A 13030-nucleotide genomic window follows, 5' to 3' on the forward strand; every position below is an offset into this window, starting at 1 on the left:
ATTATGTCGAAATCTATTCTTCCCAAGAATTTTTTATGGGGTGCAGCCATTGCAGCCAATCAGGCAGAGGGTGCATGGAACGTTGACGGCAAAGGGCCTTCTGTTGCAGATGCAGTTGCCTATAAGGCGCATCTGAGCACGAGCGATTATGCCGGCCATATGGCCGTATCTGATCAAAACGTGAGTGATGCGCTTGAGGGGAAGAATGATCAAAATTACCCTAAACGCAGAGGCATAGATTTTTATCATCGTTACAAAGAAGACTTAGCGCTTTTTGCCGAAATGGGTATAAAAGTCCTGCGCGTATCAATCGCATGGTCACGAATCTTCCCTACAGGTGAAGATGAGCAACCGAATGAAAAAGGATTACAGTTCTATGAAAATATGTTCACTGAAATGCGCAAACTTGGCATTGAACCATTGGTTACGCTCTCACATTATGAAATGCCATTAGCATTGAGTGAGAAATATAATGGCTGGGTCCACCGAAATGTTGTTGATGCGTTTGTACGCTATTCAAATGTGTGCTTTGACCGTTACAAGAATTTGGTACGTTACTGGTTGACATTCAACGAAATTGATAGCATTCATCGGCATCCTTTTACGACAGCGGGTGTCCGCGAAGAGAAAAGTCTACCGGGAGAAAGCACGCAGGATATTTATCAGGCGTTGCATCATCAGTTTGTTGCTTCGGCCTTAGCGACAAGAGACTGCCACGAAAAGATACCTGGCAGCCAGGTCGGATGTATGCTTACTAAGTTAACAACGTACCCACTGACCTGTCATCCTGCTGACGTGGAAGCCACTCTGAAAAAAAATCTCGAAAACTATTTTTATTCAGATGTTCAGATTAAAGGCGAATATCCACCATTAATTAAGCGGGACCTGGAGCTGCGGAATATCAAGATAAAAATGCAGCCGGATGATTTGGAAACGTTACGTCGCTATACTGTAGATTTCCTTTCATTCAGTTATTATATGTCCATCACGGAATCTGTTCAGTCCGATGCAGAGCGCACGGCAGGAAATACTATCATGGGTGTAAAAAACCCTCATCTACCGGCTTCTGAATGGGGATGGCAAATAGATCCTGTAGGGCTTAAAATTTCGCTACTGGAGCTTTACGATCGATATCAAATCCCTTTATTTATTGTTGAAAACGGGTTTGGGGCAAAAGATACAGTGGTTGATGGGAAGATTCATGACGATTACCGTATTAATTATTTCCGTGCGCATTTTGAGCAGATGATTGAAGCTGTCAAAGAAGGTGTCGATTTAATAGGGTATACGAGTTGGGGAACAATTGATATTATTAGTGCTGGCACGTCGCAAATGACCAAACGCTATGGTTTTATTTATGTAGATCAAGATGACGAGGGGAACGGTTCTTTGAATCGGTTACGCAAAGACTCCTTCTATTGGTATCGCAAGGTTATAGCGACGAACGGGACTGATTTAAGTTAATCATTGCTACCGCGGGAACTGAGATGAAAGTTAAAAAGTCCTTAAATAACAGCATGCTGCTTGCTGAGAATGACGGAAAAGAGATGATACTCTTTGGCAAAGGTATCGGTTTTAACACCAAGCCAGGGACAATTATCGACTTGCAAAGTGTCGAACAGGTCTTTATGCCTTTGGATACCCTCAAGTCGCGACATTATCTGTCACTAACGGACACAATTCCCGCGGATTTCTTTGAGATCACTCATGAAATTGTTAAGATGGCTCAAGCTCATTACAGCGAAAAGCTTAATTCAGTTTTACTATTCACCCTCGCGGAACACTTGCATTTTGCTGTTGAACGCTGTAAGACAAATACGAACATTGCGAATAAACTGACCTGGGAAATAAAGCGTTACTATCAGAAAGAGTATAGCATTGGCGAGCTGGCAAGAGATTTGGTATCAGCTAAGTTTGCGGTGAGTCTTCCTGATGACGAGGCTGTACACATTGCTTTTCATATTATCAATGCAACTTTTCAATTTGATGAGACTAACGCACATAAGCAAGTAGAGTTAGTTAACAGAATTGCTGAAATTGTTCGTTATAAACTCAATCAAAATATTGATGTGAATTCAATTCACTATGCCAGATTTATTACGCATTTAAGATATTTCGCTGAAAGGGTATTAAATAATAGCCTTGCAACAGAAGAAACTGACGACTTCTATAATGAGTTAATTCGTTTCCATCCAAAAGCGATGGTGGTTGCTGAGGTGATTCGTGACTTTATAAAAAGCAATTACGCCATTGCTATTCCTAATGATGAACTTACCTGGTTAGGTATACATATCAGTAAACTCAGTAAATATTCAAAGTGAAATTTTAGTTTGGGAACAGGAGATAGGTCAGAGATTGATGCCATGGCGATAAGATGATTCACTCTGGAGCGCTCATCTTCGTTTACGTAGCGCATTAAGCAGCGCCTGTGTGGCATCAGAAGACGTTCCGGATGGCGAACAAACCAGTCCAAACTCACGATGAATAGCCGGCGTCACTGGCACCACGCACAGGTTGCGTAAGGTCTCCGGCAGGGCGGATTCCGGTACCAGCGCGACGCCCATCTCTTCGCCGACCAGTTTACAGGCGCTTATCCAGTCGCGAACCGTCACGCGGATATCAGAGAGTTGCAACCCGGCCTTTTCCATCAGGCTTTTGCCATTCACGACACAGCCGCCCGTCGCCAGAACAAAGGGCTGGTCCGCCAGCGCCTTTAGCGTTATGCCATCAGCTTTCGCATGCTGTGCCAACCGATGGCTGGCGGGCAGGACCGCGACCCATGCATCCTGTCCTAGTACCACCTCTGCACGTCCGGGAACGGGATTCATGACCACCCCAAGTTCAACGGTGTCTGCGGCAAGCCACGCTTCGACTTCTTCGTCAGAGCCTTCCAGCACAACAACGTCAATACCCGGATGCAGGCGCTTAACGTCGCGCAGCAGGCCGGGCAACAAGGTAGACGTCACGGAGGGAAAACTGGCCAGCCGAATGCGCCCGCGGGTGACGTTCCGGCCCCGATCAGCCAGTTCGCGGATAACGTTCAGCTGCGAAAGCATGTTTCTGGCATGTTCCACCACCTGCTCACCCAGGGCGGTAATCCCGATGTATCGTCGCTCACGGGTAAATACCGGAAAGCCCAGAGAAGCCTCCAGCTGGGCAATGGCCTGGCTGGCGCCGGACTGGGTCATGCCTATCTCCTCGGCAGCACGTGAGATATTGCCGGCATCCGCCACGGCTACCAGCAGGCGCCAGTGTAAAAGATTCATCATGATTATCAGTAGCTCAGCTAATAGTTCTTTTCTATATCATTAATTTTACAGTGCGATCGGCGTTAAATACAGTGTGCTGAGGATCGTGCAGGACGTTGTCCGACGGCTTTACACATTAACGGAGACAAGATGAAACTTTATTACGCGCCAGATACCTGTTCATTATCACCGCACATCGTGCTGCGCGAGCTGAACCTTGAATTTGAACTGGTGAGAGTCAACAACAGAAGCAAGATCACCGCTGATGGTCGCGACTTCCTCACCATTAACCCGAAAGGGTATGTTGCTGCGCTTGAGCTGGATGATGGGCAGATCCTCACCGAAGGGCCGGCGATGGTGCAGTACCTCGCCGATCGTAAACCCGAATACGGCCTGGCGCCACGCGCGGGCAGTTGGGAAAGGGTGCGCCTGCAGGAATGGCTTAACTTTATCACCAGTGAAATACACGCGGGTTCGGCGCCGCTGTTTAACTCCGCGCTGGCGGAAGATGTCAAAACGATTTTTCGAGACAAGCTATTCCGACGCTTCGATTTTCTGCAGACGACGCTCAGCGAAAAAACCTATCTGACTGGCCCGTCCTTTAGCGTGGCGGATGCCTACCTCTTCACGGTGCTGGGATGGTGCAAATTCTTCGCGATCCCACTGGATCGCTGGCCAGCGCTATCGTCGTATATGGAAATAATAAATGCCCGTCCTGCTGTACAGGCGGCATTACGGGCTGAAGCGTCTCAACAGGGCAGGTAGAAGGCGACATGCGTAGAGAAGGCCGCACAAGAGAGGCGGCCTTTGGCGTCAGATTGCCAGTTCAGGCATCTGCGCCATCACAAACGCGAAAACTTTTTCCGCGTCGAGTGAGGCATAGGGCAGACTTTCAATCACCGCAATAGAACGAGCGTCGCCAACAATCCCTCTTATCTCCGCGACCTTATACTGAATATGCGGCGCAATGAGAAATCCGTCGAAAGCGGGCGCCACGCTGGCAAAATTTTCCAGGCCCACTGCGCTGACAATGAGAGGATGGCCCTTTTTTTCCGCCAGTAACTGTATCTTTTTGGCGAGAGAATTGGCAGTGTTGCCAAACAAACAACATATCAGAAGCTTTTTCATGGTTTTACCTCCTGAGAATTAGTCACAGGATATGACTCGCCATGCGCATAAAATGAGCGCCACCTCATAATTGCGTGAAGAATTCATCATGATGATGCTGACCTTTCTGGCAAAGATGACCGATAGCGAAGATCTTGATAAAGGTCACTGCCACGCCGTGGCGGCGCTTCGTCGTCTGCTGTGGCAGAAGAGGGAGATCAGTGACTGAGTAGGGTGTCCGGGTGGAAATTCCCCGCCGGCCAGTGCCGGCGGGGGGAGTTGACGATTATTCCCAGCGTTTCAGCAGCAGGCTGGCGTTAACGCCGCCAAAGCCAAAACCGTTCGACAGCGCATAACGCATTTTCTGCGGGCGGGCCTGCAGCGCCACCAGATTGAGACCTGCCGCCTCTTCATCGGGGTGATGCAGGTTCAGCGTCGGCGGCACCACCTGATCGCGCAGGGCCTGAATGGTGAAGATGGCCTCGATCCCGCCGGCCGCGCCTAACAGATGGCCGGTGGCGGATTTCGTCGAGGTAATGGCGACCGGATGGGCGCCAAACAGCGTTTTAATCGCCGCCAGCTCACCTTTATCACCTACCTGCGTTGAGGTGGCGTGGGCGTTGATATGGTCAATCTCGTCGACGGTCACCCCGGCCTGGCGAATAGCGGTCTCCATGGCCCGACGTGCGCCGTTCCCGTCTTCCGGGCCAGCGGTCAGGTGATAAGCATCTGCGCTGGTGCCGTAGCCCACCAGCTCGGCCAGCGGCGTGGCGCCGCGCGCCAGCGCGTGCTCCAGAGATTCGATCACGATAAGCCCCGCGCCTTCTCCCATCACAAAACCATCGCGGTCACGGTCAAAGGGGCGGGAAGCGGCTTCCGGCTGGTCGCTGGAGGCGCTGGACAGCGCCCTTGCTGCGGCAAACCCGGCAAGGCTAACGCGATGAATCGCCGCTTCCGCGCCGCCGCAGAGGGCGATATCCGCCTCGCCGCTGCGGATCATCCGCGCCGCATCGCCAATGGCCTGGGCGCCAGCCGCACAGGCGGTGACCGGCGCGCCGATGGGCCCCCGGAAACCGTGGGCGATAGACACATGCCCGGCGGCCAGGTTGGCCAGAAAAGAGGGGATGGTGAACGGCGAGAGGCGACGCGGCCCGCGTTCATCGGTGGTATGTACCGCATTGGCGATCTCGCTGAACCCGCCGATCCCGGTGGCGATCACCGTGGCGGTGCGTTCCTGTTCGGCCTCGGATGCTGGCGACCAACCGGCCTGGGCCAGCGCTTCGCGGGCGGCGACCAGCGCAAACTCAATAAAGCGATCCATCTTTTTGCGCTCTTTCGCCGGGATGGTCGCCAGCGGGTCGAAGCCGTGCAGCGGATCGCTGTCAATGGACGGCACCTGGCCGGCCATTTTGCAGGGAATATCCGCGACCAGCTGCTCGCTGAGCCGGGTGATCCCTGACTTTCCTGCCAGCAGCGACTGCCAGACGTGCTGTACACCGCAGCCCAGCGGGCTGACAATCCCCATCCCGGTGACGACAATGCGTTTAACGGAAACGCCCATAATTAACTCTCCTGTAGTATCAGTGTGCCGGCGGCTTTTTCATCAAGGGAACCAGCAGCGCGGCAAGCAAAAAACCCATCATGATGAGGTAGAAAGCATCGGAAAATGCCTGGGTTCGCGCCTCCCGCAGCGCCAGCGCGGAAAGATTTTTCAGCGCCGCCGTCTGCGCGGCATCCGGCGAGATCCCCTGGACGGTGAAGTTTGCCGCGCTGCGCTGAACAAAATCGCTCATTGCCAGGTTGGCGTTATTCAGATGGTCCGCCAGGCGGCTGTAGTGCAAATTGGTTCTGTCGTTAAGCACCGTGCCGCACAGGGCGATGCCGATGGCGCCCCCGAGGTTGCGCATCAGATTAAACAGCCCGGAGGCCAGCTTGAGGCGCGCGGGCGGCAGGCTGCCCAGCGTCAGGGTCACCGTTGGCGCGACGGCAAACTGCTGCGCCAGTCCACGAAAGGCCTGCGGGAGCAGCAGCTGATCCGCCCCCCAGTCGTGGGTGATCGGAACAAAGCTGTACATCGACACCGCAAAGCCGATCAGACCGGCCATCAGCAGCCAGCGCAGGTCGACGCGGTTGGCGAGCCACGAATAAAACGGAATAGACATGACCTGGAACAGGCCGGTGGAAAATACCGCCAGGCCGATCTCCAGCGCGCTGAAACCGCGCACGCTCCCCAGATACAGCGGGGTTAAATAGATGGTGGCGAAGATGCCGACGCCGGCCATAAACGAGAAATAGCAGCCGAGGCTGAAGGTTCGATCCTGCAGGGCACGGAGATCCATCACCGGCTGCGGATGGCGCAGGGTGCGGATAACAAAGGCCACGCCGCAGAGCAGGGCGACCCAGGCGGTGGTCGTCAGGGTCGCGTCATCAAACCAGCCCCAGCGCGGACCTTCTTCGAGGGTATATTCCAGGCAGCCGAGGGACAAGGCCAGCAGCAGAATACTGAGATAGTCGGCGCCGCGCAGCAGAGTGGGGTCGGCGCTGTCTACTTTTACCAGCAGCGGCACTGCCACCGCGATGTAAATCCCCGGAACCACGTTGATAAAGAACAGCCAGTGCCAGTTGTAGTTTTCGGTGATCCAGCCGCCCACCGTTGGACCCAGCGTAGGGGCGAGGGAGGCCAGGCCGCCGATCGTCGCCGCGGCAATAACCCGCTGTTTGCCCTGGAAAAAGGCGAAAGCGGTGGTGAACACCAGGGGGATCATCGACCCGCCCGCCAGTCCCTGCAGGGCGCGGAAGGCGATCATACTCTGGATGTTCCACGCCCAGCCGCACAGCAGGCTCATCAGCGTGAAGCCCGCCGCGGAAGCGGCAAACAGCCAGCGGGTCGACATGACCCGGGCCAGCCAGCCGGAAAGCGGGATAATAATGATCTCGGCGATCAGGTAGCTGGTTTGTACCCAGACGGTTTCATCGTCGCCCGCCGACAGGCCGCCGCCAATATCCCGCAGCGAGGCTGAGACGATCTGGATGTCGATAAGGGCAATAAACATCCCCACGCACATGCTGGCGAAGGCGAAGATCTTCTTCGCCGTCGGCATCGACAGACCCTGCGGGGCGGACAGCGCCTGAACGGTGCTCATCGAGGGCTCTTTTCGTTCACGGTGACGATCACCGACAGTCCCGGGCGCAGGACGTCAAGCTTTGCCCCGTCACCTTCCAGCGCAATGCGGACCGGCACCCGCTGCACGATTTTAGTGAAATTCCCGGTCGCGTTCTCCGCCGGCAGAATGCTGAAGCGTGAGCCGGTCGCCGGCGCCAGGCTGGCGACATGGCCCTTAAAGGTATGGTTCGGCAGCACATCGGCGACGATGGTCACCGGCTGGCCGGCACGCATATGCGCCAGCTGGTTTTCCTTGAAGTTGGCGTCAATCCACAGGCCGTGTGCGGGCACCAGGGAGAGCAGTTGCGTGCCGCTGCTGACGAACGAGCCGGACCACGCGCGGCGGTTGCCAATCACCCCATCGAACGGCGCGCGAATGTCGGTATAGCTGAGGTTCAGCCTCGCCATCTCGAGGTTAGCCTGGGCCTGCGCCAGGGCAGCCAGGGTTTGCTGCTGGCGAGCATCCAGCACCGCCAGCTGACGTTCGGCCACGGTTTTATCCGCTTTGGCCTTCTCCTGCTCGGCGTGGGCCCGGCGATAATCGGCGGAGGCGTTATCGCGGATCTGTGCGGAAATCGCGCTCGACGCGGCCAGGGCGTTATAGCGTCGGTTGTCGTTAGCCAGTTTTTCGGTTGCCGCCGTGGCGGCCAGTAACGAGGCCGCAGAGCCGGCAATGGTCGCCTGCTGAAGCTGGCGGGTAGCCTGGATATCGGCCAGCGCGGCCTGCTGCGCCGCCACTTCTCCGGCGGCTTTCGCGAGGGCGGCGCGATAATCGCGGTCGTCAATGCGGATCAACAGGTCACCTTTTTTCACCGCCATATTGTCCTGCACCGCCAGCTGCTGGATATAGCCGGAGACTTTGCTGGAGATGGCGCTAATGTCGCCGCCGACATAGGCATCATCGGTGGTCTGCATAAAGCGCCCGGTATGCCACCAGTAAGCGCCGTAGCTCGCTGCCGCCAGGGCGGCAGCGCCCAGGGCCGCCAGGACAAGAATATTTTTCTTACTGGTCGGATTCATTGCTGGCATCTCTGTAAGGTTCAGGCTGGAATTTTTGCCCGCTATCGCCTTCGCGTTTGCGCAGCAGATATTCATGACGATATTTCATCAGCGGCGAGGCGGCGGGGCCCGGCACCATGGCGTATTTACCCGGAATAATCTCTTCACCGGTCGCTTTATCCACCATGACTGGCTCCACCCGTCGCTGGGTGGCGGTTTCCACCAGCTGCATCTGACGGCCTTCGGGGGCGAAGTGGCGGTTACCCCATTCCGCCAGCGCCAGCAGCACCATGCGAAAATCGCGGCCGCGTTGCGTAAGGTGGTATTCGTAGCGCGGCGGGGTGCTGCTGTAGCACACCTTCTCCAGCAGCCCGTCGTCGACCAGCGCCTTCAGGCGGCGCGACAGAATATTGGGCGCGACGTTGCTGCTTTTCTGGAACTCGTCAAAGCGGGTAAAGCCCGCGAAGGCGTCACGCAGGATCATGATGCTCCAGCTGTCGCCGATGCGGCCAAGGCTGCGGGCAATGGGGCAGGGAGCGTGGCAAAGCGGTTCATTTTTCATGGGCTGTCCAGTAACCAGGTGGCTTTTGCCAGCAAATTGACATAGTCACTATCAAAATGCAAGTTACTCTTCACGGTACCCAAGGGAGAAGCCGCTCCCGTTTCGCTACGTCGTTTCTCCTTTGAATGCCGAAAAGAGGGACAGTCGCCGCCACCTTATTCCTGCTTTGCCGTAATAAGAGATAAAAATCGCTGATGGCGGATGAAACATTTTAATAATGATAGAAATCGATGTGGTGGGTAATGACCTTTATTAAGGGATGCGATATAAAGTACGGCGAAATGCAAATTAACATTCTCATAACTTATAAAGGTTAAATAAATGAAGCAGGTGGGTATTGTTGGCTGGCGGGGAATGGTAGGCTCTGTATTACTGCAAAGAATGATCGAAGAAAATGATTTCGACGATATTTCAGCGCATTTTTTTAGTACCTCAAGTGCGGGCGGTGTGGGCCCGGTTATTAATGGTAAAAGCGACATCCTTAAAGATGCGAATTCCCTTAGCGCCCTCGCCGAAATGGATATCATCATCACCTGTCAGGGCGGGGATTATACCAAAGCCATCTATCCAGCGTTAATTAACCATGGCTGGCAAGGTTACTGGATTGACGCCGCTTCGGCGCTGCGGATGGATGAAAAAGCCTGCATTATTCTCGACCCGGTCAACCGCGATAATATCGATCGTGCCGTGAAAGCAGGAGTGAAACTGTTTGTTGGCGGCAACTGCTCCATTACGCTGAGCCTGATGGGGCTGGCCGGGCTGATCAAGGCTGACCTGATCGAATGGATGAGCGTGATGACCTATCAGTCTGCCTCCGGAGCGGGCGCCAAACAGGTGCGGGAATTAATCGCGCAAAGCGCTTATATCAGTCAGCATTTATCTGCGGATGAACTGACGGCATCAGGTTCCGTGCTGCCTTTAGTCAATAAAGTGAGTGAGTTGATTAATAGCGCCGGCATGCCGGTGGAGAATTTTGGCGTCCCGTTGATGGGCAGCATCATTCCCTGGATCGACAGCGATTTAGGCGATGGAAACAGCCGCGAAGAATGGAAGGGCGAGGCGGAAACCAATAAAATTCTTGGCCTTGCGCCCGGCACCATTCCGGTCAATGGCTTATGCATTCGGGTCGGCGTGATCCGCTGCCACAGCGCTGCCATTACCCTTAAACTTAAACGTGAGGTCAGCGAAGCGGAATTCGCTGAGTTAGTCACCCATTCCCATCCATGGGTAAACTATGTCCGCAATAATAAGCAAGAGAGTGTCAGTCAATTGACCCCGGCTGCTATTAGTGGTTCGCTGCAGGTAGGAATTGGCCGCTACAAGAAAATGTCGTTAAATAATGAACCCGTCTACTCGGTGTTAACGGTTGGCGATCAGCTATTGTGGGGCGCTGCGGAACCCCTGCGCCGCATGTTAAATATCCTGCTGGGCAAAATATAGTTACGGTCATCCGGGGAAAGCCCTCGCGCGCAGGCGGTTAAGACAAATGTTTAACGAAGCGTTTGCGGACCTCCTTGTAGCCGTTATTTTCATAAAATTGATGCGCTCTGATTCTTTTTTCACTGCTTGAAAGTTCGATCTGAGCGCATTGTTTATCGCGGGCGAGGCGCTCTGCGGCATGGAGAAGTTGCTGGCCTATCCCTGATCCACGTGATGATTCCTCGATGACCAGCGCGGAAATTAATGCCCATAAACGGTTCTCATGTACCGGTAAAATAAAATTGATAACGATTACGCCACACACGGCGTTTTCTGTTTCCGCCACCAGCGCACTCATCATACTCTGCGGGGCAGTGATGCGTTGTTCTAAGATCGCCGTCTCCGTCTGATAGCCCAGCTGCAGAAATAGCGTTTTCAGCGAGGGGATATCTTTTGATTCAGCCGCTCTGATGAACACCATGGTCTTCGACTCCAAATAGCGTGTTACCGGACCGGAAGCGGGCCGGTGGATACCTTATTCTCCGGTCCGCTCCCGTATACGCCACTCAGTCCATCAGACTGACCTGGGCGGCGACAATGCGCCAGCCGTAGGGGAAGCGTACCCAGGTCTGCTGCTGGCGGCCCAGGCGGGCGCTGCCTTCGCGGGTGAACTCGGTGCTGCACACCGCCATATCCGCGCCAAAGGTAGTAATGGTGGTATGGCGCAGATCGCGGGCCAGACCGGCGGCGGGGCGGGCGGCGCGAAAGGCGCGGATCGCCTCGATGCCATACAGATTTTCGCCGGCTCCCAGCCGTACGGTGCGCGGGTCGTGCCAGAACAGCGCATCCAGCGCCTCGATGTTATTGCTGACCAGCGCCTCTTCATACTGATAAAACGCCGCCGTCACCTCGGCGAGGATCGCCGGGCGGTCTACATTATCCAGATTGATCATGCTGCACTCTCCGCCACTCGGGCATCGGTAATGCCCATCGCTTCCAGCGCCCGCGCGGCGCGAAGACAGGCTTGTTCGTTAAACGGCGCGGCAATCAGCTGCAGGCCAATCGGCTTGCCGCTGGCGGTGCGCAGGGGGACGGTCACCACCGGCAGGCCGAGGAAGGAGATCGGCTGCGTTAGCATTCCCATGCTGGCGCGCACCGGCAGCGGCTGGCCGTTAATCACCATCTCCTCCGCGCCTATCGGCGTGGCGCTGCATGGGGTGGCCGGAGCAATCAGCACGTCGGCCTGGCTGAACAGGGATTTCATCGCCTGGCGGGCATGGCGACGGAAACGCTGGGCCTGCAAGTACCATGCGGAGGGGATCATCGCCCCGGCCAGCAGCCGCTCGCGGGAGTGAGGTTCAAAGCGCTCGGGCGAGTGGCGAAGATCCGTCAGGTACTGATTGCCGCCTTCGCTGGCGCTGATGATAAAGGCCGCCGAGCGGGCCAGCGCGGCATCCGCGAACTGCAGCTCGCTGTCGGCGCCCAGCGCGTGGGCGACCCGATCCACGGCCGCCCGGGCGTCGTCATCGCACCAGGTGGTGAAATAGCCGCCCAGCCGCGCGCAGCGCAGCCCCTCCAGTCCGCGCTCCAGCAGATTGCCGGTGCGCTCGCTGGCTTTATCAGCCTGAAAGTCATCGGCCGGGTCGCGCCCCTGCAGAGCGTCATACACCGCGGCGAGGTCGGCCACCCGGCGGGCAAAAGGACCAATATGATCCAGACTGGCGACAAACGGATGGCTGCCAGAGCGCGAAAGGCGGCCGAAAGTGGGTTTCAGGCCAAAGATCCCGCACAGCGACGCGGGGACGCGGATCGAGCCGTTGGTGTCGCTGCCGAGGCTGAAATGGACCAGCCCGGCCGCCACCGCCGCGGCCGAACCGCCGGACGATCCGCCGGCGATCCGCGACAGATCGTGCGGATTGCGCGTCGCGCCATAGTGGCTGTTTTCAGTGGTAAAGCCGTAGGCGTAGGCGTCCATATTGAGCATCCCGCTGAGCAGGGCGCCGGCGCTGTGCAGCTGGCGCACCGCCCAGCTGTCGCTGGTCGCCGGCGGCCGGTCGCTCAGCAGTTCCGCCCCGGCGAGGGTGGTATGCCCGGCGACATCAAACAGATTTTTCACTGCGTAAGGAATCCCTGCCAGCGGCGGCAGGGGGCGCTTTTCCCGGCGCAGGGCGTCAATGCTGTCGGCCTCCGCCAGCATGCGCTGGGCGGTGACCTCGGTCCAGGCGTTGATCTGCGGATTCACGCGGGCGATGTCGTCCAGCGTCTGGCGGGCGATCTCCCGGGCGCTCAGTTCGCCCTCGTGCAGCGCACGCTGGATCTCGGCGATGGTGAAGTGATGAAGAGTCATGCTTTATACACCCCCGCAATCTCCTCGCGCGGCCCGAGGGGATAGTCCATCAGCGGCTGCGCCATGGCGGCGATGCGGGCAAACTGGCGCTCCAGCTCTTCACGACGCGGCGCATCCAGCTCCATATCCAACAGGTGAGTCATCTGCGTCAGATACTCGCTCCAGTCAGGCTGTGTGGTCATAGT

At 56.2% G+C, this 13030-nt stretch carries 14 protein-coding genes and 1 pseudogene; 4 read left to right on the forward strand and 11 right to left on the reverse strand.

Features of this window, described 5'->3' with window-relative positions:
- Positions 1 to 3 precede the first annotated feature (3 nt).
- Positions 4 to 1464, forward strand: a complete 1461-nt coding sequence (locus AC3EMD_RS12570) for a glycoside hydrolase family 1 protein (protein WP_110203664.1) — start codon at positions 4 to 6, stop codon at positions 1462 to 1464.
- A 23-nt stretch (positions 1465 to 1487) separates the two neighbouring features.
- Positions 1488 to 2321, forward strand: coding sequence for a PRD domain-containing protein (locus tag AC3EMD_RS12575; protein WP_012541670.1), 834 nt, complete (start codon positions 1488 to 1490; stop codon positions 2319 to 2321).
- Between the two features lie 72 nt (positions 2322 to 2393).
- Here AC3EMD_RS12575 and AC3EMD_RS12580 read toward each other — a convergent pair whose 3' ends face one another.
- Positions 2394 to 3269 (reverse strand): LysR family transcriptional regulator, encoded by an 876-nt coding sequence (locus tag AC3EMD_RS12580; RefSeq protein ID WP_012968172.1) that lies wholly within the window; start codon positions 3267 to 3269, stop codon positions 2394 to 2396.
- A gap of 129 nt (positions 3270 to 3398) precedes the next feature.
- On the opposite strand from AC3EMD_RS12580, the gene gstA reads away from it, so the two are divergent.
- On the forward strand, positions 3399 to 4013 hold the full coding sequence (gene gstA / locus AC3EMD_RS12585) for a glutathione transferase GstA (RefSeq protein ID WP_008804819.1): 615 nt from the start codon (positions 3399 to 3401) through the stop codon (positions 4011 to 4013).
- 48 nt (positions 4014 to 4061) lie between these two features.
- Here the strand turns inward: gstA and AC3EMD_RS12590 are convergent, their stop codons facing one another.
- From AC3EMD_RS12590 to AC3EMD_RS12615, 6 genes and pseudogenes are all read right to left on the reverse strand, one after another.
- Positions 4062 to 4376 (reverse strand): PTS sugar transporter subunit IIB, encoded by a 315-nt coding sequence (locus tag AC3EMD_RS12590; protein WP_008804820.1) that lies wholly within the window; start codon positions 4374 to 4376, stop codon positions 4062 to 4064.
- A gap of 265 nt (positions 4377 to 4641) precedes the next feature.
- A complete protein-coding gene (gene fabF / locus AC3EMD_RS12595) occupies positions 4642 to 5916 on the reverse strand; it encodes a beta-ketoacyl-ACP synthase II (RefSeq protein ID WP_071582865.1) in 1275 nt (424 codons plus the stop codon).
- 19 nt (positions 5917 to 5935) lie between these two features.
- Positions 5936 to 7498 (reverse strand): DHA2 family efflux MFS transporter permease subunit, encoded by a 1563-nt coding sequence (locus AC3EMD_RS12600; RefSeq protein WP_015958439.1) that lies wholly within the window; start codon positions 7496 to 7498, stop codon positions 5936 to 5938.
- Complete coding sequence (locus AC3EMD_RS12605; RefSeq protein ID WP_032733066.1) at positions 7495 to 8538, reverse strand: HlyD family secretion protein; 1044 nt, start codon at positions 8536 to 8538, stop codon at positions 7495 to 7497. The genes AC3EMD_RS12600 and AC3EMD_RS12605 overlap by 4 nt, the downstream gene beginning before the upstream one ends.
- Complete coding sequence (locus tag AC3EMD_RS12610) at positions 8522 to 9079, reverse strand: winged helix-turn-helix transcriptional regulator (protein ID WP_012541677.1); 558 nt, start codon at positions 9077 to 9079, stop codon at positions 8522 to 8524. The genes AC3EMD_RS12605 and AC3EMD_RS12610 overlap by 17 nt, the downstream gene beginning before the upstream one ends.
- Positions 9076 to 9195 (reverse strand): annotated as a pseudogene (locus tag AC3EMD_RS12615) (hypothetical protein); the annotation flags it as partial. The gene AC3EMD_RS12610 and the pseudogene AC3EMD_RS12615, both read right to left, overlap by 4 nt.
- Positions 9196 to 9400: 205 nt before the next feature.
- Here AC3EMD_RS12615 and asd point away from each other — a divergent pair.
- Complete coding sequence (gene asd / locus AC3EMD_RS12620; RefSeq protein ID WP_012541678.1) at positions 9401 to 10519, forward strand: aspartate-semialdehyde dehydrogenase; 1119 nt, start codon at positions 9401 to 9403, stop codon at positions 10517 to 10519.
- Between the two features lie 37 nt (positions 10520 to 10556).
- Here asd and AC3EMD_RS12625 read toward each other — a convergent pair whose 3' ends face one another.
- The 4 genes from AC3EMD_RS12625 to hpxX form a co-directional block, all read right to left on the reverse strand.
- Entirely contained in the window at positions 10557 to 10979 is a 423-nt protein-coding gene (locus AC3EMD_RS12625; RefSeq protein ID WP_008804826.1) for a GNAT family N-acetyltransferase, read from the reverse strand.
- Between the two features lie 85 nt (positions 10980 to 11064).
- Positions 11065 to 11451 (reverse strand): oxalurate catabolism protein HpxZ, encoded by a 387-nt coding sequence (hpxZ, locus tag AC3EMD_RS12630; protein ID WP_002905421.1) that lies wholly within the window; start codon positions 11449 to 11451, stop codon positions 11065 to 11067.
- Positions 11448 to 12845, reverse strand: coding sequence for an AtzE family amidohydrolase (locus tag AC3EMD_RS12635; RefSeq protein WP_012541680.1), 1398 nt, complete (start codon positions 12843 to 12845; stop codon positions 11448 to 11450). Before AC3EMD_RS12635 ends, hpxZ begins: the two co-directional genes overlap by 4 nt.
- Entirely contained in the window at positions 12842 to 13027 is a 186-nt protein-coding gene (gene hpxX, locus AC3EMD_RS12640; protein ID WP_004179955.1) for an oxalurate catabolism protein HpxX, read from the reverse strand. Before hpxX ends, AC3EMD_RS12635 begins: the two co-directional genes overlap by 4 nt.
- Between the last annotated feature and the right edge of the window lie 3 nt (positions 13028 to 13030).

The sequence above is a fragment of the Klebsiella sp. PK18 genome (assembly GCF_057784655.1).

Bases quoted from the DNA above. Each gene is read 5' to 3' on its own strand.
- AC3EMD_RS12570 (WP_110203664.1), top strand. From the start codon at position 4: ATGTCGAAATCTATTCTTCCCAAGAATTTTTTATGGGGTGCAGCCATT.
- AC3EMD_RS12575 (WP_012541670.1), top strand. From the start codon at position 1,488: ATGAAAGTTAAAAAGTCCTTAAATAACAGCATGCTGCTTGCTGAGAAT.
- AC3EMD_RS12580 (WP_012968172.1), bottom strand. From the start codon at position 3,269: ATGATGAATCTTTTACACTGGCGCCTGCTGGTAGCCGTGGCGGATGCC.
- gstA (WP_008804819.1), top strand. From the start codon at position 3,399: ATGAAACTTTATTACGCGCCAGATACCTGTTCATTATCACCGCACATC.
- AC3EMD_RS12590 (WP_008804820.1), bottom strand. From the start codon at position 4,376: ATGAAAAAGCTTCTGATATGTTGTTTGTTTGGCAACACTGCCAATTCT.
- fabF (WP_071582865.1), bottom strand. From the start codon at position 5,916: ATGGGCGTTTCCGTTAAACGCATTGTCGTCACCGGGATGGGGATTGTC.
- AC3EMD_RS12600 (WP_015958439.1), bottom strand. From the start codon at position 7,498: ATGAGCACCGTTCAGGCGCTGTCCGCCCCGCAGGGTCTGTCGATGCCG.
- AC3EMD_RS12605 (WP_032733066.1), bottom strand. From the start codon at position 8,538: ATGAATCCGACCAGTAAGAAAAATATTCTTGTCCTGGCGGCCCTGGGC.
- AC3EMD_RS12610 (WP_012541677.1), bottom strand. From the start codon at position 9,079: ATGAAAAATGAACCGCTTTGCCACGCTCCCTGCCCCATTGCCCGCAGC.
- asd (WP_012541678.1), top strand. From the start codon at position 9,401: ATGAAGCAGGTGGGTATTGTTGGCTGGCGGGGAATGGTAGGCTCTGTA.
- AC3EMD_RS12625 (WP_008804826.1), bottom strand. From the start codon at position 10,979: ATGGTGTTCATCAGAGCGGCTGAATCAAAAGATATCCCCTCGCTGAAA.
- hpxZ (WP_002905421.1), bottom strand. From the start codon at position 11,451: ATGATCAATCTGGATAATGTAGACCGCCCGGCGATCCTCGCCGAGGTG.
- AC3EMD_RS12635 (WP_012541680.1), bottom strand. From the start codon at position 12,845: ATGACTCTTCATCACTTCACCATCGCCGAGATCCAGCGTGCGCTGCAC.
- hpxX (WP_004179955.1), bottom strand. From the start codon at position 13,027: ATGACCACACAGCCTGACTGGAGCGAGTATCTGACGCAGATGACTCAC.